Origin of the sequence: Falsiruegeria litorea R37 (assembly GCF_900172225.1) — a bacterium.
Taxonomy (GTDB): Bacteria; Pseudomonadota; Alphaproteobacteria; order Rhodobacterales; family Rhodobacteraceae; genus Falsiruegeria; species Falsiruegeria litorea.
On the sequence record NZ_FWFO01000001.1, the window covers coordinates 2,625,736 to 2,645,405 of the forward strand.

At 60.9% G+C, this 19,670-nt stretch carries 21 protein-coding genes; 10 read left to right on the top strand and 11 right to left on the bottom strand.

Annotated features, from left to right (window positions below):
- Nucleotides 1-84: 84 nt before the first annotated feature.
- From TRL7639_RS12750 to TRL7639_RS12790, 10 genes are all read left to right on the top strand, one after another.
- The gene (locus TRL7639_RS12750) at nt 85-639 is read left to right on the top strand and encodes a DUF3305 domain-containing protein (RefSeq protein ID WP_085796017.1); all 555 of its coding nucleotides are present in this window, start codon (nt 85-87) and stop codon (nt 637-639) included.
- The gene (locus TRL7639_RS12755; RefSeq protein WP_085796018.1) at nt 636-1,259 is read left to right on the top strand and encodes a DUF3306 domain-containing protein; all 624 of its coding nucleotides are present in this window, start codon (nt 636-638) and stop codon (nt 1,257-1,259) included. Before TRL7639_RS12750 ends, TRL7639_RS12755 begins: the two co-directional genes overlap by 4 nt.
- 3 nt (nt 1,260-1,262) lie before the next feature.
- Complete coding sequence (locus TRL7639_RS12760; protein ID WP_085796019.1) at nt 1,263-1,874, top strand: TorD/DmsD family molecular chaperone; 612 nt, start codon at nt 1,263-1,265, stop codon at nt 1,872-1,874.
- 58 nt (nt 1,875-1,932) lie between these two features.
- Entirely contained in the window at nt 1,933-2,121 is a 189-nt protein-coding gene (locus TRL7639_RS12765; protein ID WP_085796020.1) for a ubiquinol-cytochrome c reductase iron-sulfur subunit N-terminal domain-containing protein, read from the top strand.
- A gap of 155 nt (nt 2,122-2,276) precedes the next feature.
- On the top strand, nt 2,277-5,171 hold the full coding sequence (locus TRL7639_RS12770) for a formate dehydrogenase subunit alpha (RefSeq protein ID WP_085796021.1): 2,895 nt from the start codon (nt 2,277-2,279) through the stop codon (nt 5,169-5,171).
- Nucleotides 5,172-5,183: 12 nt separating this feature from the next.
- Nucleotides 5,184-5,777, top strand: coding sequence for a formate dehydrogenase FDH3 subunit beta (gene fdh3B, locus TRL7639_RS12775; RefSeq protein ID WP_085796022.1), 594 nt, complete (start codon nt 5,184-5,186; stop codon nt 5,775-5,777).
- Between the two features lie 97 nt (nt 5,778-5,874).
- Nucleotides 5,875-7,071 carry a formate dehydrogenase subunit gamma gene (locus TRL7639_RS12780; RefSeq protein ID WP_085796023.1) on the top strand — a complete coding sequence of 399 codons (1,197 nt, stop codon included), beginning with the start codon at nt 5,875-5,877 and terminating at the stop codon, nt 7,069-7,071.
- Entirely contained in the window at nt 7,072-8,346 is a 1,275-nt protein-coding gene (locus TRL7639_RS12785; RefSeq protein WP_085796024.1) for a c-type cytochrome, read from the top strand.
- Nucleotides 8,343-8,468, top strand: coding sequence for a hypothetical protein (locus TRL7639_RS23465; RefSeq protein WP_268875837.1), 126 nt, complete (start codon nt 8,343-8,345; stop codon nt 8,466-8,468). Before TRL7639_RS12785 ends, TRL7639_RS23465 begins: the two co-directional genes overlap by 4 nt.
- A gap of 103 nt (nt 8,469-8,571) precedes the next feature.
- On the top strand, nt 8,572-9,444 hold the full coding sequence (locus TRL7639_RS12790) for a substrate-binding domain-containing protein (protein WP_085796025.1): 873 nt from the start codon (nt 8,572-8,574) through the stop codon (nt 9,442-9,444).
- 206 nt (nt 9,445-9,650) lie between these two features.
- On the opposite strand, the gene TRL7639_RS12795 is transcribed toward TRL7639_RS12790, so the two are convergent.
- From TRL7639_RS12795 to TRL7639_RS12850, 11 genes are all read right to left on the bottom strand, one after another.
- Nucleotides 9,651-10,466, bottom strand: coding sequence for an ABC transporter substrate-binding protein (locus TRL7639_RS12795; protein WP_085796026.1), 816 nt, complete (start codon nt 10,464-10,466; stop codon nt 9,651-9,653).
- A gap of 31 nt (nt 10,467-10,497) precedes the next feature.
- Complete coding sequence (locus TRL7639_RS12800; RefSeq protein WP_085796027.1) at nt 10,498-11,235, bottom strand: ATP-binding cassette domain-containing protein; 738 nt, start codon at nt 11,233-11,235, stop codon at nt 10,498-10,500.
- A complete protein-coding gene (locus TRL7639_RS12805; RefSeq protein WP_085796028.1) occupies nt 11,228-11,941 on the bottom strand; it encodes an ABC transporter permease in 714 nt (237 codons plus the stop codon). The genes TRL7639_RS12800 and TRL7639_RS12805 overlap by 8 nt, the downstream gene beginning before the upstream one ends.
- Before the next feature lie 475 nt (nt 11,942-12,416).
- Nucleotides 12,417-13,403, bottom strand: a complete 987-nt coding sequence (locus TRL7639_RS12815; protein WP_085796030.1) for an ABC transporter substrate-binding protein — start codon at nt 13,401-13,403, stop codon at nt 12,417-12,419.
- Nucleotides 13,404-13,480: 77 nt separating this feature from the next.
- A complete protein-coding gene (locus TRL7639_RS12820; protein WP_085796031.1) occupies nt 13,481-14,326 on the bottom strand; it encodes an ABC transporter permease in 846 nt (281 codons plus the stop codon).
- An 82-nt stretch (nt 14,327-14,408) separates the two neighbouring features.
- Nucleotides 14,409-15,326, bottom strand: coding sequence for an ABC transporter permease (locus tag TRL7639_RS12825; protein WP_085796032.1), 918 nt, complete (start codon nt 15,324-15,326; stop codon nt 14,409-14,411).
- A gap of 111 nt (nt 15,327-15,437) precedes the next feature.
- A complete protein-coding gene (locus tag TRL7639_RS12830) occupies nt 15,438-16,226 on the bottom strand; it encodes an ABC transporter ATP-binding protein (protein WP_085796033.1) in 789 nt (262 codons plus the stop codon).
- A gap of 10 nt (nt 16,227-16,236) precedes the next feature.
- The gene (locus tag TRL7639_RS12835; protein ID WP_085796034.1) at nt 16,237-16,602 is read right to left on the bottom strand and encodes a hypothetical protein; all 366 of its coding nucleotides are present in this window, start codon (nt 16,600-16,602) and stop codon (nt 16,237-16,239) included.
- A 1-nt stretch (nt 16,603) separates the two neighbouring features.
- Complete coding sequence (hydA, locus tag TRL7639_RS12840; protein WP_085796035.1) at nt 16,604-18,058, bottom strand: dihydropyrimidinase; 1,455 nt, start codon at nt 18,056-18,058, stop codon at nt 16,604-16,606.
- A gap of 24 nt (nt 18,059-18,082) precedes the next feature.
- Nucleotides 18,083-18,415, bottom strand: coding sequence for a hypothetical protein (locus tag TRL7639_RS12845; RefSeq protein ID WP_085796036.1), 333 nt, complete (start codon nt 18,413-18,415; stop codon nt 18,083-18,085).
- A complete protein-coding gene (locus tag TRL7639_RS12850) occupies nt 18,412-19,662 on the bottom strand; it encodes a Zn-dependent hydrolase (RefSeq protein WP_085796037.1) in 1,251 nt (416 codons plus the stop codon). Before TRL7639_RS12850 ends, TRL7639_RS12845 begins: the two co-directional genes overlap by 4 nt.
- Nucleotides 19,663-19,670 lie beyond the last annotated feature (8 nt).

Here is a 19,670-nt window from a genome sequence, read left to right on the forward strand (position 1 = left end):
CCTGCCGCAGGGCTTGGCAGACCGCCTGTTCCGTTTATAGTTCCCCATACGGAAGGAAGGGGAGAGCCTTTCGGGGAGGAGATCGTGGCGCAGGCCGCTATTCACATAGAAATGCCTCTGGGCGTGGTCGTCCGGAAATCACCCGGCGTGACTCGCTGGGCCAAATGGACGTGGAAGGCTGTTGCGGTACTTCCAGGTGCAGGCCCTGCGGATTGGGCCGAGGTGCGCCGCGAGGGGGCGGTCGTGGACTATCACGCCGCCACCCTTCCTCTTGTTCTCTGGGCGGCCGAGGCCGAGGCCTATGTTGCCAATCTGGCTGACAGTCTGCCATCAATCTATTTGGTGCTGCGCGAGGAACGCGATGGTGACCCGCCGCTCGAGGCTGTCCTGGTGACCGCCTCGCCGTTCGAGGGTCAGGATTACGCCGACACCGGCGAGGACATCGTCGAGAAGATCCCCATGACACCGGGGCTGATCGCCTGGGTCCGGGATTTCACACAAGAGCATTTCCAACCTGAACACTTCGTCAAACGCCGCCGCGACAAGTCCCGCGTTGACTTGACCGAAGATGGCAAGGGCGACCCAAGGATCCGGCAGACATCAGATGTCTACAGGGCACCCAGGAGGGTCTTGCAATGACCCAAGCCCGCGATTTCTGGAGCAAGCGCAAAGCGGCCGTTCAGGCCGAAGCAGAGGCGGAAGAGGCCGCCCTGGCCCTGCAACAGGAAGACGCGGAACTGGATACGGACGAGCGCAGCGACGCCGAGATCCTGACCGAATTGAACCTACCCGACCCGGACACCCTGAAAATGGGCGACGATGTCTCGGGCTTCATGGCAAAGGCCGTGCCCGACCGCCTTCGCCGCCGCGCGTTGCGCAGGCTGTGGCGGCTCAACCCGGTGCTGGCCAATGTCGACGGGCTGGTGGACTATGGCGAGGATTACACCGACGCGGCCTGCGTGGTCGAAAATCTGCAGACCGCCTATCAGGTTGGCAAGGGCATGCTGGCCCATGTCGAGGCACTGGCCAAAGCAGACGAAGACCCCGAAGACCAAGACCACACCGCCGAAGACCTCGACAACGACACCGCCCCCAGCCTCCCCGACACAGACGAGCCCACCCCCCTGGCTGCGCTGGAGGAGGATGCGCCAGCATCCGACGCGGGCGATGAGGTGACCCCGACAGGGGTCGGCGAAGAGCCCGCCCTCCCTCTGCCCTCCCCAACACCGCGCCGCATGCGGTTCGAATTCGAAGGATAACCCATGGTCACAGCCCAGCAGCCAGATATCACAGTCACCGAGGAAGACCGGCTGCGCGCCGATTTCTACAACTTCCTCGGGCTGATCCTGGCCGGCCCACCGGACCAGATGCTGCTGGACCAGATCGCAGGGCTGACCGGTGACGACACCGACCTGGGCCAGGCGATCACTGCGCTCTCCCGTGTGGCCCGCGTCACCAAACCCGCCGCCGCGGAACGCGAGTTCAATGCGCTTTTCATTGGTCTGGGGCGCGGTGAGCTGCTGCCTTATGCCAGCTATTATCTCACCGGATTTCTCAATGAGAAGCCTCTGGCGCAGCTCCGCAACGACATGGCCGTTCGCGCGATCACCCGCGCGCCCAACGTCTATGAGCCCGAAGACAACATCGCCTCGCTGATGGAGATGATGGCCGGGCTCATCGTCGGTCGCTTTGGCACACCAGCCTCGCTTGAGGATCAAAAAGCGTTTTACAACACACACATCGGCCCCTGGGCCGGACATTTCTATTCAGATCTCGAAGCCGCCGAACACTCGGTGCTCTATGCTTCGGTCGGCGCTGCCGGCCGGGTGTTCATGGAGATCGAGCGCGACGGCTTTCGGATGACGGCGGATTGATCCGCCACCCAAGGGTGCCAAATAAGGCACCTTAACCGCCAATGGGAAGGAGGATCCCATGAGCAACCCCAAGGAAGAAGGCGCAACCCGCCGCGACTTCCTGAAACTGGCCGGTACCGCAGCCCCTGCTGCTGTTGCCGCAGCCACAGTAAGCGGCAAGGCCGAAGCAGCCGAGCCGCCGGTGAACGAAACACGCATCCAGGATACAGCGCACACCCGCGCCTATCTGGACAGCGCCCGTTTCTGAACGCCCCCGCACAGCGGGCCATAAAATGACGCCGTCCGGGAACCACCGGACGCCTGTCACCCCGGAGAGAGAGGTAGCGAGAGGCCCTTGATCCCCGGTTCTAGGGAGAGAGTACCAAGCCAGCCACAACTCGTGGCCAGCAAGGGAGGAAAGAAATGCTAAGGAAAAAGACCAACGGGGTTGCGAGACGCCCCCAGCGGACAAGTATCCTGTCCCAGGTTGGCGAAAAAACCGTCGACCGCCGCGCATTCCTGCGTGGTTCGGGCCTGGCGATCGGCGGTTTGGCCGCGATCAGTGCCACGGGTGGAACCGTGACACAGGCCAACGCCCAGACAGCGGCGGGCACCGCCGTTGATACAGTGAAATCCGTTTGCACCCATTGTTCCGTCGGCTGCACCGTGGTGGCCGAGGTCTCCAGCGGCGTCTGGATCGGGCAAGAGCCCGGTTGGGACAGCCCCTTCAACCTGGGCGCCCACTGCGCCAAGGGCGCGTCAGTGCGCGAGCACGCGCATGGCGAACGCCGTCTCAAGTACCCGATGAAAAAAGAGGGTGGTGAGTGGAAGCGCATCAGCTGGGATGAGGCGATCAACGAGATCGGCGACGGCATGATGAAGATCCGCGACGAGAGCGGACCTGACAGCGTTTATTGGCTGGGATCGGCCAAACACAACAACGAACAGGCCTATCTGTTCCGCAAGTTCGCCGCCTATTGGGGCACGAACAACGTGGATCACCAGGCCCGGATCTGTCACTCGACCACTGTTGCGGGTGTGGCGAATACATGGGGCTACGGCGCCATGACCAACAGCTACAACGACATCCACAACTCCAAAGCCATCTTCATCATCGGCGGCAACCCGGCCGAGGCGCACCCCGTCTCGTTGTTGCATGTTCTGCGCGCAAAAGAGCAGAACAACGCACCGCTTATCGTCTGCGACCCGCGGTTTACGCGCACTGCAGCCCACGCTGATGAATATGTCCGCTTCCGTCCGGGTACGGACGTTGCCCTGATCTGGGGCATCCTGTGGCACATCTTCGACAACGGCTGGGAGGACAAAGAGTTCATCCGCACCCGTGTCTGGGGCATGGATCAGATCCGCGAAGAAGTTCGCAAGTGGAACCCTGATGAAGTCGAACGCGTCACCGGCACCCCCGGTGAACAGCTGCGCCGTGTTGCGCGTACCATGGCCAACAACCGTCCCGGTACGGTGATCTGGTGCATGGGTGGCACGCAGCACACCAACGGCAACAACAACACGCGTGCCTACTGCATCCTGCAACTGGCCCTTGGCAACATGGGCACGAGCGGAGGCGGTACCAACATCTTCCGCGGCCACGACAACGTGCAAGGCGCAACCGATCTGGGCGTGCTGTCCCACACCCTGCCTGGCTATTATGGCCTGTCCAAGGGTGCGTGGGGTCACTGGGCTCGCGTTTGGGAAGAAGAGCCCGAATGGCTTGCCAGCCAATTCGATTCCATCAAGGACAAGGACGGCAAGGACAAGTCGCTCCAGAATGAGCGGGGTATCCCGGTCAGCCGCTGGATCGACGGGGTTCTTGAGGACGCCGACAACATGGACCAACCCAACAAGGTTCGCGCCATGGTGCTTTGGGGTCACGCGCCGAACTCGCAAACGCGCGGTCCTGAGATGAAGACGGCGATGGAACAGCTGGACATGCTGGTGGTGGTTGACCCCTACCCGACTGTCTCGGCCGTTCTGCATGATCGTACCGACGGGGTCTACCTGCTGCCAGCGTGCACGCAGTTCGAAACCCGAGGCTCGGTCACTGCGTCGAACCGCTCGTTCCAGTGGCGCGACAAGGTTGTCGATCCCCTGTTCGAGAGCTTGCCGGATGAGGTCATCATGGCCAAGTTCGCCAACAAGTTCGGCTGGGCAGATCGCCTGTTCCGCAACATCGAGATGGACGATCCGGAAACGCCAAACGTCGAAAGCATCACGCGAGAGTTCAACCGAGGTCTCTGGACCATCGGGTATACCGGGCAGGACCCGGACCGGCTCAAGCTGCATATGGCGAACCAGCACACCTTTGACCGCACCACGCTGCGCGCAAACGGTGGACCGGCAGATGGCGACTACTATGGCCTGCCATGGCCATGCTGGGGCACCGCCGAGATGGGTCATCCCGGTACGCCGAACCTGTATGACATGTCCAAACCGGTGGCCGAAGGTGGCCTGACATTCCGCGCCCGCTTTGGCGTGGAACGTGATGGCGACAACCTGCTGGCCGAAGGGGTCTATTCTGCGGGCTCGGAAATTCAGGATGGCTATCCTGAGTTCACGATGCAGATGCTGATGGATCTTGGCTGGGATGGTGATCTGACCGACGACGAACGCGCCGCAATCGACGCGGTTGCCGGTCCCAAGACCAACTGGAAGACCGACCTGTCGGGCGGCATCCAGCGGGTTGCGATCGCGCATGGCTGTGCCCCCTTTGGCAACGCCAAGGCCCGTGCCGTGGTCTGGACCTTCCCGGATCCGATCCCACTGCACCGCGAGCCGCTCTATACGCCGCGGCGCGATCTGGTGGCCGACTATCCCACCTACGAGGACCGTCAGAGCTATCGCCTGCCGACCCTCTATGCGTCGATCCAAAAGAACGACTTTTCAAAGGATTACCCGATAATCCTCACGTCAGGTCGTCTGGTGGAATACGAAGGTGGCGGTGACGAGACCCGGTCGAACCCCTGGCTTGCTGAGCTTCAGCAGGACATGTTCGTCGAGATCAATCCGCGCGATGCCAACAACCTTGGCATTCGCGATGGTTCTCAGGTCTGGGTCGAAGGCCCCGAGGGCGGCAAAGTCAAAGTCATGGCGATGCTGACCGAAAGGGTCGGAGCCGGAGTGGCCTTTATGCCATTCCATTTCGGTGGCCATTTCCAAGGGGACGACCTGAGGCACAAATACCCCTCAGGCGCGGATCCTTATGTGCTGGGCGAAAGCTCGAACACGGCACAGACCTATGGCTATGATTCAGTGACCCAGATGCAAGAGACCAAGACCACTCTCTGCAAAATCTGGACAGCGTAAGGAGGACCCAACATGGCAAGAGCAAAGTTTCTTTGTGACTCTGAACGCTGCATCGAATGCAATGCCTGTGTAACGGCCTGTAAGAACGAACATGAAGTGCCCTGGGGCATCAACCGCCGCCGAGTGGTGACCATCAATGATGGCAAACCTGGTGAACGGTCGATTTCCGTGGCCTGCATGCATTGTTCTGACGCGCCCTGCATGGCGGTGTGTCCGGTGGATTGTTTCTACCAGAACGAGGAAGGCGTGGTTCTGCACTCCAAGGACCTGTGCATCGGCTGTGGCTATTGCTTCTACGCGTGCCCCTTTGGCGCGCCGCAATACCCGCAAGCGGGCAACTTCGGCTCACGCGGCAAGATGGACAAATGTACCTTCTGCGCCGGTGGCCCTGAAGAAAACCACTCCACCGCCGAGTTCGCCAAATATGGCCGCAACCGGATCGCCGAGGGCAAACTGCCCCTTTGCGCCGAGATGTGTGCCACCAAGGCCCTGCTCGCTGGCGACGGCGACGTGGTGTCGGCCATCTACCGCGAACGCGTTGTGGCGCGCGGCTTTGGCACCGGCGCCTGGGGCTGGGGAACCGCCTATGAACAGAAAGGCGGCTGATGCCGCTGGGGCCGCCCTGACGCGGCCCTGCTCTGATCCTTGGGATGGCCCGCCTTGGCGGGCCGTTCCCTGACGCATAGACAACAGGACTGCCGACATGTTCCGTTTCATTGCCGCCCTTATCCTTGCCTGTTTCGTGACGGCCCTGCCCGTTGCTGCGCAAGAGGCCGCCCCAGAGGCGCCTCGCGCGGAGACTGGCGGCGCCACAACGCTCGAAGACATCATGGCGCGACAGCGCGGCGAAAAGGTCGATGACGAGTATCGATCCTCTAACACCGGCGCGGGCAACACCGAGGCGTTGATCGGGCAGCTTGGCACGCGCGGCGTGGCCTCGGACAGCGACCTGTATCGCGCGCTGCGCTATGGCTCGGCCGATATCACCGTGTCCTCTCGTGGCCCGGCCTCGGATGTGATCATCCAGGACGGCGGCATGTGGTGGCTGACCTTCCGTACCGGCCCCCTGCGCACCTATGGCACCTACATTCTGGGTGGCATGCTGGGTGTGCTGGTCCTGTTCTTCATCCTGCGCGGCAAGATCCGTATCGAGGGCGAACGCACCGGCCGCCGCATCCTGCGCTTCAACGGCTTCGAGCGTTTTGGCCATTGGCTGTTTGGCGGCTCCTTCCTGATCCTTGGCGCCACCGGGCTGATCACGCTCTATGGCCGCGACTTCCTGATCCCGCTCATTGGCCGCGACGGCTTTGCCATGATCGCGCAGGGGTGCAAATGGCTGCACAACAACATCGCCTGGGCCTTTATGCTGGGGCTGGTGATCATCACCGTGAACTGGGTCGCCCACAACATCCCCAACCGACACGATCTGAAATGGCTGGCCGCTGGCGGTGGCCTGTTTACCAAAGGCTCACACCCTCCTGCCCGCAAATTCAACGCCGGGCAAAAGATCATCTTCTGGGCCTGCGTGGTTCTGGGGATCTCGATCAGCCTGTCGGGCCTGTCGCTGCTCTTTCCCTTTGAGATGCCGATGTTTGCCAAGACCTTTGTGCTTGCGAATGCCACCGGCCTCCCTGAGCTCATGGGCCTGAACCTGCCAGAGCAGATGTCACCCCACGAAGAGATGCAATATGCTCAAGTTTGGCACGTCATGGTCGCCTATGGCTTCCTCGCGATCATCTTTGCCCACATCTATTTGGGCTCGGTCGGCATGGAAGGCGCATTCGACGCCATGAGCACCGGCGAAGTCGAAGAACAATGGGCGCGCGAGCATCACCCCAATTGGCTGGAAGAGGTCAAAGACGCCGAACCCAAAGGCGGCGCGGCCTCCCCCGCCGAATAAATGCGCGCGCTGCTGGCCGCGCTTTTGTTGCTGCCGCCTGCCATGGCGGCGGCGGATTTCTTTACCCTCAAGGGTCACGGCGGCCCGATCATGGGCATCGCCAGCGCCCCTGACGGACGCATCGCCACGGCCAGTTTCGACAACACCGTGGGGCTTTGGACCGATGGCGCCCCCCAATGGCTTGAAGGCCACGAGGCGGCCGTAAACGTCGTGTTGTTCAACGGCACCGGGGTCTATTCCGCGGGTGATGACTTCACCCTGCGGCACTGGCCCGGTGGAGAAATCCTGGGCCGCCACAAAGGCAAGATCGTTGATCTGGCCGCCAGCAAAACCCATGTCGCAAGCGCCAGCTGGGACGGCACCATTGGGATCTGGCCGCTGGATGGCAGCCCGCCGCAGATGTTGCCCCTAGGCAGTGGTGGCATCAATGCCGTCACCTTTTCCCCGGATGGAACGCAGCTCTATTCCGCTGGAACCGACGGCACCCTGCGCCTGTGGGATGTGGCAACGGGCGAAGAACGCCAACAACTGTTGCGTCATGGTTTTGGCCTGAACGAGCTGCTGATCAACGCGGATGACGGCTGGCTGGCCTATGGTGCTGTCGATGGCGGCACTCGTATTCTGGACTTGCAAAGTGGTGAGGCGCTGCACGATTTCACCCTGGACCGTCGGCCTATTCTGGCGCTCGCACTCAGCCCAGATCGACATCACCTCGCAGTCGGGGATGGAGAGGGCTACATCATGGTGATCGACACACAAAGCTGGCGCATCACGCGCGATTTTCGCGCCACCCTGCGCGGTCCCATCTGGGCGCTGGCGTTTTCGGCGGACGGTCAAAACATTCATGCAGGCGGCATTGATGATGCCATGTACAGCTGGCCGCTGGCCTCGCTCAGCGAACATGAACAGATGGCCCAAGACGCGCGCAGCTTTCTGAAAGACCCTGATGAGATGGACAATGGCGAGCGGCAGTTTGCCCGCAAATGTTCGATCTGCCACGCGTTGACGCCAGATGGTAAGCGGCGCGCCGGCCCCACGCTCCACGGAGTTTTTGGCAGGCCAGCGGGCACCGTACCGGGATATCTTTATTCCCAGACATTGACGGGATCGGACATAATCTGGTCAGATGACACGATAAATCAGCTTTTCGATCTGGGCCCGGACCATTACATTCCCGGATCAAAGATGCCGATGCAACGGATCACCGGGGCGCAGGATCGTGCGGATCTGATCGCCTATTTGCGTCGGGCCACAGCACCGGAGGACACGAAATGAAAGCCTTTCTTTCCGCTCTTGCCGCGATGGCCGTGATCACCGTTGCCGCCCCCGTTGCGCTTGATGCCGTGGGGTTCACCGCTGCCGACAGCACCACCAGTTCCTCGGTGCGCCTCGACTAGCCCCACTCCTGCGGCTTCGGGCCTCGCACAGCGTGCCTCGACATTCTGGCGCTGGTGGTATCTGGTGTAAACTCAGCCTGTTATCAAACATAACCAAACTTAGATGTCCGATTACCTGACCACCCGCGAATTGGCCGAACTGTTGCGCCTGGGCGAACGCAAGGTCTATGACCTGGCGTCCTCGGGCGAGATCCCTTGCGTGCGCGCCACCGGTAAGCTGCTGTTTCCCCGCGCCGAGATCGCCGCCTGGCTGGCCGCCTCGCGCACAGGGCCACAGGTGGCCGAACCGCCTCTGCCCGCGATCGTTGCTGGCAGTCACGACCCGTTGCTGGACTGGGCAATCCGCGAAAGTGGCTCGGGGCTCGCGACCTTTTATGACGGTTCGTTTGACGGGTTAGAGCGGCTGGCGGAACGATCTGCCCAGGCCGCAGCACTGCATATCCACGAAGAAGAGGGGTTCAACACTGGTTCCCTGCGTGACCGCCTGGGCGAAGCGCCAGTGGTTTTGATCGAAGTGGCCCGCCGCCAACGCGGGTTACTATTGGCCCCAGGCGTCGCGGATATCGACGGTTTTGGCGATTTGGCAGGACGCCGCGTTGTCCTGCGCCAATCCACGGCGGCGAGCCAACATCTGTTCCTGTCCGAGCTGGCTGCACATGATCTGTCCCCGGAAGATCTGCAAACTCCTGCCCCCTGCGCCCGCACCGAAGAGGACATGGCCATTGCTCTGCAGAGCGGTAAGGGAGAGGTCGGGTTCGGACTGGGCGCAATGGCGCGGCTCTACCGGCTGGGTTTCATCCCCACCCACAGCGAGCGCGTCGATCTGGCCATTTGGCGCCGGGCCGCCTTTGATGCGCCGATGCAGGCGCTCTTGTCGTTCCTGCGCTCGGACCGTTTCTCCGCCCGCGCAGGTGAGATGGGCGGATACGACCTGACCCACGCGGGCCAGGTCCGTCACAACGGTGCCAGCGGCTAACCTGTCCCTTTTCTTCTTGTTCCAAAATACGGTCACCGAAGGCTTTGGCCGCAGGCCAAATCGACAGGACCGGAAGCACTCCCGCCCGTCGTCGATGCCCCTGGCGGGACACCTCCTCCCGTTGGGCCAGGCTCATGCGGGCTCTGCCCGCATGAGCCTGGCCCCCTGCCGTCCGCAGGACGCAAGACCGAAAGGTCGCGCAGAAGCTACCGTGCGTTTGGAAAAAACAGCTGCTCACCGTCAAGCTTGTAGTTGGCAATCGCCGCCTGCCCATCCGGCCCAACCAACCAATCAATAAACCGTTGCCCAGTCTCGGCACGAACATTGGGATGCTTATCAGGATTTACGAGGATTACGCCATATTGGTTGAAAAGCCTCGGATCGCCCTCAACCAAAATCTCTAACCCATGAGCATTTCCAAACGCCAACCATGTCGCCCGGTCGGTCAACGTATACGCCGCCATACCCGCGGCAACATTCAGCGTCGCCCCCATGCCAGACCCCGTCTCGCGATACCAGCTGCCCGACGCTTGTGCGACATCCACTCCGGTCGCCGCCCACTGGCGTAATTCGGCTTTATGCGTGCCGCTGTCATCCCCACGCGATGCGAAGATGGCTTTGGCCTCGGCAATCGCCTTCAACGCGGCAGTTGCGCTAGAACCGCCGCGAATGCCCGCCGGGTCATCCTTGGGGCCAACGATGACAAAGTCATTATACATCACGTCCTGGCGCGACACGCCCCACCCCTGTGTGACAAAGGCCTCTTCGGCGGGTTTCGCATGCACCAGCAGCACATCCCCGTCGCCGTTGCGTGCATTGCGGATCGCTTGCCCTGTGCCCACGGCCACAACCCGCACATCAATCCCCGTTTCGGCCTCAAACCACGGCAGGATCGCGTCAAAAAGACCCGAATTCTGCGTTGAAGTGGTCGATTGCACCACGATAAAGGGGTCTGCCGCCTGCACAGGCCCCGTCACCACAACAAGCGCTGCGATGCCTGCGCGCACCCAATGTTTTATCATGCCTCATATCTCTCTGATTTGTTGTCCGAGGTCACACCATCAGCCCGCCCGACAGGAACCGCCGGGTCATCATGCTCTGCGGTTCGGCAAAAACCTGCGCTGCCGGCCCCTGCTCCACCACACGGCCGCCATGCATCACCACAACATCCCGCGCCAGACGCCGTGCCTGGCCGATATCGTGGGTTACCATGACAACCCGCACACCCTGACGGGAGGCGCGCAATACCATTTGCTCGATCTCTTGAGTGGCCTCAGGGTCCAACGCGCTGGTAGGTTCGTCCAGGAACAGAACAGTCGGCTCACAAGCCAGCGCCCGCAGGATCGCAAGCCGCTGCGCCTCGCCCCCGGACAACGACCGGGCCGATTGCCGCGCCTTGTCTGCCAACCCGCCCTGCACGAGCAATGCCTGACACGCTGCTTTGCGTACACCCCAGGCCAGCCCCCGCCGCCGCAGCACAAAATCCAGATTTCCTGCCACCGAGCGACGCAAGAGAACGGGCCGTTGAAACACCATGGCCTGACTTGAGCGGAGCTGTTCGGACATGAACTCGCCGCCTTGACACACAGTGCCCCGGTCCGGGGCAATCAGCCCATGCAGACACCGCAGAAGCAAGCTCTTGCCTGCCCCGTTGGGACCCAGAATGATCGTCGGCCCCGGACCATCCAGCGTCAGTTGGCCCACATCCAGCAGCATCTTGCCCTCTCGCGCGATGCGCAGGTCCTGGACGCTCAGGGTTGGATGTTCCGCTAGGGGCGCATAGTCACGCATGCCCCACCCCCTGACGTTCACCACGCAGGCTCAGCACACTCACCGCGCCCGTAACACTGATCGCCAGGGCAATCAGGATCGCGCCAAGTGCAAGCGCCAGGGCCAGGTTACCCTTAGAGGTCTCAAGCGCGATCGTCGTGGTCATCACGCGGGTCACATGGTTGATGTTGCCGCCCACAATGATCACCGCGCCCACCTCGGCAATAGCGCGACCAAATCCAGCCAGCAGCGCGGTCATCAGGGACAAGCGACCATCCCAGAGCAGAACCGGCACGGACGCCAGACGCGACACCCCCAGCGACCTCAGCTGTTCGTCATATTCCGCGGCCAACGCCTCGACCACTTGCCGCGTCAACGCGGCAATGATCGGCGTCACCAGAACCACCTGCGCGATAATCATGGCCGTCGGCGTGTAAAGCAGTTGCAACACACCCAAGGGACCAGAACGCGACAGCATGAGATAGACCAACAAACCCACAACAACAGGCGGAAGGCCCATCAGAGCATTGATCAGAACGATCAGAACCCTGCGTCCGGCGAAACGGCCAACCGCCAGAAAAGCCCCCAATGGCATCCCGATCAAGGCGGAAATGACCACCGCCAGCACTGACACCCTGAGCGACAGAAACACGATCGCCCACAGATCGGGATCACCTGTGACGATCAATTCGAGAGCAACCATGAATTCTTGCGCAAAATCCTGCATTATCTTCAGTCATTTGATACATTTGGGATGTTTTGCAATTATCTGCACATACAACCTAACATATCGCGGGCTCATTTCCACATCAGAACCGACCAACTTCCCGCAAAAAACGTTGCTACAGCCAAACTCCATGTTTGCGACGAAAGCACCTGCCGCCCCCACCTTGAAGCGCACAAGGGACGGGATGCGCCCGCGCCCGAGCAGACCTGACTGCGTCAGCCCTGCCAACGGCCTTGGGCCGGGCGTCCTTTCCATCACTGTCAGTAACGTCTGAGCGCCCGCCGCCGCGCGCCAGCGCGGCGGCCCGGCCCAACGGAAGGAGGTTTTTCGCCAGAAAAATTGACGACGGGCGGGAGCGCTCCGAGCCTCAAAAAGACAGCCGCAAAAAGTTCAACCCCAATGCCAACTGTGAATTGACATCGAAACAAAAGAAGCGCCCCCAATTGGGGCGCTTCTGGAGCTAGACATCAACGCTTTAGTTCAGCGCAGCGTCGGTGATATCGTGGGTCCAGGCACCTTCGGGCGCCTTGGTGATCACCGGATCCGAACCGCCGGCCAACAGGGTATTCACCGTCCGGTCAAAATCCGCCGGATCCAGCGCGCCGTTGCTGCCTGCAGTCAGCTTGGCAATCTCACCCATCATACGAACCTGATGCGCCTCGGTCTGAGCGCCGCTGGCGTCATTGTCGAGCACGATGCCCGCCGCCTCACCAGGGTTCTCTTCGGCATATTTCCAACCTTTCATGGACGCGCGCACAAAGCGGGTCATCTTGTCCTTGAACGCCGGATCGCTCAGCTTGTCTTCGAGCACGTAAATGCCGTCCTCTAGCGTCGCCACCCCCATGTCTTCATACTTGAAGGTCACCAGTTCGTCCTCGGACACGCCTGCATCCAGCACCTGACCGTATTCGTTGTAGGTCATGGTCGAAATACAGTCCGCCTGGCGCTGCAGCAGCGGATCGACGTTAAAGCCCTGTTTCAGAACCGTCACGCCATCATCACCGCCATCGGTGGAGATGCCTTCCTGGCTCATCCAGCTGAGGAACGGATATTCATTGCCAAAGAACCAAACGCCGATGGTCTTGCCCTTGAAGTCCTGCGGGCCTGTGATCCCGGTGTCCTTCCAGCAGGTCAGCATCAGACCCGAAGACTTGAACGGCTGTGCGATGTTCACCACCGGCAGGCCTTTTTCCCGTGCCGCCAGCGCCGAGGGCATCCAGTTCAGCATCGCATCGGCGCCACCACCGGCCAGAACCTGCGGGGGAGCGATATCCGGACCGCCCGGCAGGATGGTCACATCCAGGTCTTCTTCTTCATAATACCCCTTGTCGAGCGCCACATAATACCCGGCAAACTGGGCTTGGGTCACCCACTGCAGCTGCAATTTGACCTCATCAGCTGCCAGCGCCGATGTCGCCGCAAACCCGGCAGCCAGTGCGGCACCACTCAGTAGCTTTTTCATTGTCTTCTCTCCTTGTTGGTTTGTTTTTCCGCCCCGTTTGTCAGGGTCTTGAAATTGAAATGCTCCTTGATCCCCATTTACCCTCTCTGCGACGGGTGCCAGAAGGTCACCGTTTTTTCGATCATCGCGACACAGCCATAAAACAGTGAACCGGCCAATGCGGCCACCACAATCTCGGCCCAGACCATGTCCAGCGCAAGTTGTCCCACGCTGGTCGAGATACGGAACCCCATGCCCACGGTGGGCGAGCCGAAAAATTCGGCAACAATCGCCCCGATCAGCGCCAGCGTTGTCGAGATCTTGAGCCCATTGAAGATAAACGGCATCGCCGCGGGCAGGCGCAGCTTGAAAAAGCTCTGCCAATAGCTCGCGGCATAGGTCTCCATCAGGTCGCGCTGCATCGCTGTTGTTTCACGCAGACCGGCCACCGTGTTCACCAGCACCGGGAAGAACACCATGACCACCACAACGGCCGCCTTCGACTGCCAGTCAAAACCGAACCACATCACCAGAATGGGCGCGGTGCCAACGATGGGAAGTGCGGCAACAAAGTTCCCCACCGGCAGCAGCCCCAGACGCAGGAACTCGTACCGATCCACGGCAATCGCCATCAGGAACGCCGCGCCACAGCCGATGACATAGCCACTAAGCGCGCCTTTCAGGAAGGTCTGCGAGAAATCGGCCCACAGGATCGGGATAGACGCCCCGAACCGCTCGGCAATCATCGAGGGCGGCGGCAGGATGACCAAAGGCACCTCCAGCCCGCGTACAACCAGTTCCCAAACGAACAGAATGGTCACGCCAAAAATCACTGGCACTGCCAGTTGCACGACACGCATCCCCGCATATGGCCCCTCCGCCAGTCGCGCATTTAACCACCAACCTCCAACCCAGACCAAAAGAGCCAGCCCCAACAACATCATGTGACTGCCCCCTTCTTCTTGCTGGAAATATCCCGGGGGAGTCGCAAAGCGACGGGGGCAGAGTCCCCTTTCCGATGATCCATCATGACGCGATCCCCATCCGTTTCAGTACCATCCGTTCGATCAACCCCAACAAGGCCACCAGACAAGCGGCAAGAATGGCAGCAGCAAAGAGCGCCGACCAGATCTGCACTGTCTGACCATAGTAGCTCCCCGCCAGCAGACGCGCGCCCAAACCGGCCACGGCCCCTGTCGGCAGTTCACCCACGATGGCCCCCACCAGCGAGGCGGCGATACCGATCTTGAGCGAGGCAAAGAGATAAGGCATCGAGGCCGGCAGACGCAGCTTCCAGAAGCCTTGGGATTGCGAAGCATTATAGGTTCGCAACAGATCCAGCTGCATGTGATCCGGGCTGCGTAGCCCCTTCACCATGCCGACCACGACCGGGAAGAAACTCAGATAGGCCGAGATCACCGCCTTGGGGATGATCCCTTGTACCCCCACGGAATACAGCACCACGATGATCATCGGCGCCAAAGCGATGATCGGAATGGTCTGGCTGACAATGGCCCACGGCATCACCGACATGTCCATCACCTTGGAATGCACGATCCCCACGGCCAGCAGAATGCCCAGCCCCGTACCGATGGCAAAACCCAAAAGCGTGGCGCTCAAAGTCACCCAGCCGTGATAAATCAGCGACCGTTTCGAGGTGATCTTTTTGCCCACCGTGGTGTTCCACAACTCGGTCGCCACCTGATGCGGCGCGGGTAGTCGGGGACGGTCCTGCTCCCAGGTTGCGGGGATGGCAAAGCCGTTGTCGATCACCAGACCCAACTCGCCCATGTCCCGGCGATCCTTGGCGGAGGGCGGCTGCACCTCGGCGCCTGCGCGCTCGACCTCAACCAGAACGCCCTTGATGTTCATCGGTACACAAGCAGCGTACCACAGTACAATAATAGCAGCGACAACGGTGAGAACAGCAAAGATAGATTTCATCTTGTCCCCTCCGTCGCGTCAGGCGCCAAATTCTGATCCAGAATTTGAACCAGAATTTTTGAAAAATTCTGCCACCGCCTGTGGCCAAGCACAGCGCAAACTCTCGCCTGATCAGTCATCGGCATGCCCCGCCCGCAGGCCCTCGCGCACCCGATGCGCCACCTCGATGAACTCGGGCGTGTCACGAATGTCCAGGGGGCGTTCCTTGGGCAGTGGGCTCTCTATCACATCCGTGATCCGACCCGGACGCGGGCTCATCACCACGATCTTGGTCGACAGATAAACCGCCTCGGGGATCGAGTGTGTGACAAAACCGATGGTCTTGTCGGTGCGCGCCCACAGCTGCAGCAATTGCTCGTTGAGGTGATCGCGCACGATCTCATCCAGCGCCCCGAACGGCTCGTCCATCAGCAGGATATCGGCGTCAAAGGCCAGCGCCCGCGCGATAGAGGCACGCTGCTGCATACCCCCTGACAACTGCCAGGGGTACTTGCCACCAAACCCAGCTAAATCAACAAGTTCCAGCACTTCGTTCACGCGCTTATCCTGATCGGACTTGGAATATCCCATGATCTCAAGCGGCAGTTTGATGTTCTTGGCAATCGTGCGCCACGGGTACAGACCCGCCGCCTGGAACACATAGCCATAGGCCCGATTGCGCCGCGCTTCGTCCGGGGTCATGCCGTTGACGCTCAGGCTGCCGCCCGTGGGGGTTTCCAGAGCAGCGATGCACCGCAGGAACGTGGTCTTGCCGCAGCCCGAGGGACCGATGAAACTGACGAAATCGCCCTTGTCGATCTGCAGGTTCACATCCTTGAGCGCATGCACCGGGCCGTCGTTGGTTTGAAACGTCAGATCCAGGTTGTTTGCCTCGATAACGGTCTGGCCGTTGGTCGTCATATCTTTCCTTTCACCGACAGGCCTTGAGCACTGTCGAATAACTCCCGTCCGGAGTCGCAAGCACAAATCCACCCTGCCCGTTCGACCGGAAGTTCCATGTGAATTCATACACTTCTTCATAGCCAACACATCGTCCTGTCAGGCTGGCGACACGGCCATTTTGCTTGCCAACAGAAACAACGTCACAGGCCACTTCGTAAAACATCAACTTGCCCGCATCGAGCAAGGCCATTTGTGTTCCCTCATCCGTCGTGTTGCGCTTCATATGCACGTCACACCCCTGAACGTTGCCAAAGGTGACCAGCCCGTCTTGCGCGGCTGCCGCCCACACGGGCAACCACGCAAGCAGAATTGCCGTGCATCGAAGCAGCCGCACCTTACACCCCGGTCGCCGGAATGCCCGTACGTTCGACCGGACGCGGCGACGTCAATTCTTTCCAGCTGCTGAGCGCGCGGTTCACGGGCGTATTGGCCTCACGCTCGACAAACTTGCCATGGCCCTCTTGGGTGCGGATTTCTCCATCGTACACGGCAACCTGTCCACGGGTCAGAGTAAAGCGCGGCAAGCCCTTGACCTCTTTGCCTTCGAACACGTTGTAGTCGATTGAGCTTTGCTGTGTAGATGCCTGAATTGTCTTTGTTTTGTTCGGATCCCAGACAACCAGATCTGCATCCGCCCCAACCAGAACCGCGCCCTTCTTGGGATAGCAGTTCAGGATCTTGGCAATGTTGGTCGAGGTGACGGCGACAAACTCGTTCGGCGTCAGACGACCGGTCTCGACCCCATGGGTCCACAGCATCGGCATCCGGTCCTCAAGGCCCCCGGTGCCGTTGGGGATCTTTGAAAAGTCACCCACGCCATAGCGTTTTTGTTCGGTGGTAAAGGCGCAGTGATCGGTTGCTACAACCGACAGCGACCCGCCCTGCAGACCGGCCCACAGGCTTTCTTGGTGGCGCGCATCGCGGAACGGCGGGCTCATCACTCGGCGGGCCGCATGGTCCCAATCCTCATGGAAATACTCGCGCTCATCCAAGGTCAGGTGCTGAATCAGCGGCTCACCCCAGACGCGCTTGCCTTGCATCCGTGCCCGGCGGATCGCCTCATGCGCCTCTTCGCACGAGGTGTGCACCACATAAAGCGGCACGCCTGCCATATCGGCAATCATGATGGCGCGGTTGGTGGCCTCGCCCTCAACCTGGCTGGGCCGGGAATAGGCGTGCCCCTCGGGACCGGTGTTGCCCTCGGCCAGCAGCTTGGCGGTCATCTCGGCCACCACATCGCCGTTTTCGGCGTGGACCATGGCGATGCCGCCCAGTTCGGCCAGACGGTTGAAGGACGAGAACAGCTCGTCATCGTTCACCATCAGCGCGCCCTTGTAAGCCAGGAAGTGCTTGAACGTGTTGATGCCGCGCTGTTCGATCACGGTTTTCATGTCGTTGAACACCTGCTCGCCCCACCAGGTCACCGCCATGTGGAAAGAGTAGTCGCAGTTCGCGCGGGTCGATTTGTTGTCCCAGCGTTTGATCGCATCCAGCAGGCTTTCGCCCTGGTTGGGCAGGCAGAAGTCCACCACCATCGTGGTGCCACCGGCAAGCCCAGCCCGCGTACCGCTTTCGAAATCATCGCTGGAGTATGTGCCCATAAACGGCATCTCCAGATGCACATGCGGATCAATTCCGCCCGGCATCACGTAACATCCGGTGGCGTCCAGCTCCTCGTCACCGCTCAGCCCCATGCCGATCTCGATGATTTGGCCGCCCTCAACCAACACATCCGCCTTGTAAGACAGGTCAGCCGTGACGACCGTGCCGTTCTTGATGACTGTACTCATAGCGATAACTCCCTGTTTTTCTTGTCAGACCGAGCTGAAGCAGCCGATCGCACTTCCATGTACGCCGATGTCGAGCGGGCCGAAGCAGCTCTCGACACAAAGCGAAAAATATCCCGCCAGCGGCAGGTAGATGACCCGGTAATCCCCATTGGACCGCGTCACCGCCCAACACGTCTGCATGACGCCGCCGCTGAATTGCACCTCGACCCGGGTTGGCGGACAAGTGGCGCGTTCAAACGCAGCCAGCGTTGCCGCCCCCACGCCCGTCTTACTGGCCGAGCTCACATCGAACTCGGCCATTTCCATCGCAATCAGATCGCTTATCCGATCGGGGATGGAGAGGTCGTGTTGAATCACTTCACGATTTCAGCGGTTTCCACCACCGCGTGGAACAGCACATCCGCGCCCGCAGCCGCCCATTGGGGGCTGATCTCTTCGGCCTCGTTGTGGCTCAGCCCATCGACGCAGGGGCACATGACCATCGCGGTTGGCGCGACCCGGTTGATCCAGCAGGCGTCGTGGCCCGCGCCCGAGATGATATCCAGATGCGTATGTCCCAGCCGCTCGGCCGCGTTCCGCACAGCCGTGACACAGCCCTCGTCAAAGGTCACCGGATCGAACCCGCCCACCTTTTCGAATGCGATGCTCAGGCCCATATCGTCGGCGATCGTCTGACCCTCGACCCTCAGGCGCGCCTCCATGTCCTCGATCACGCTCAACTCGGGCGAGCGGAAATCGACGGTGAACACCACCTTGCCCGGAATCACGTTGCGCGAGTTCGGGTAGACATCGATATGGCCCGCCGCCCCAACCGCATGCGGTGCATGGGACCAGGCGATTTCATCCACCTTTTCCAGCACCCGCGCCATCCCAAGCCCGGCGTTCTTGCGCATCGGCATCGGCGTTGATCCGGTGTGCGAATCCTTGCCCTCGATCGTGACTTGCGTCCAACTCAGGCCCTGACCGTGAGTGACAACACCAATGTCCTTGCCCTCAGCCTCCAGGATCGGGCCCTGTTCGATATGCAGTTCAAAGAAGGCATGCATCTTGCGCGCGCCGACCTCTTCGTCACCGCGCCAGCCAATACGCTTGAGCTCATCGCCAAACTTCTTGCCCTCGGCATCCTCGCGGTCGTACGCCCAATCCTGCGTGTGAATTCCCGCAAAGACGCCGGACGACAGCATCGCCGGGGCATAGCGCGTCCCCTCTTCATTGGTGAAGTTCGTCACCACGATGGGATGTTTGGTCTTGATGCCCAAGTCATTAAGCGTGCGCAGAATTTCCAAACCACCAAGCACCCCCAAAACGCCATCATACTTGCCGCCCGTCGGCTGCGTATCCAGGTGAGAGCCCACGTAGACCGGCAGCGCATCCGGGTCCGTCCCTTCGCGCCGGGCAAACATGTTGCCCATCTGATCCAGGCCCATCGAACAGCCCGCCGCCTCGCACCAGCTTTGGAACAGGGCGCGGCCTTCGCCGTCTTCATCGGTCAGGGTCTGACGATTGTTGCCACCTGCGACGCCCGGGCCGATCTTGGACATCTCCATCAGACTGTCCCACAGGCGTTCGCCGTTGATCTTCATATTCGCGGCAGGCGCTGCCATGTCTCATC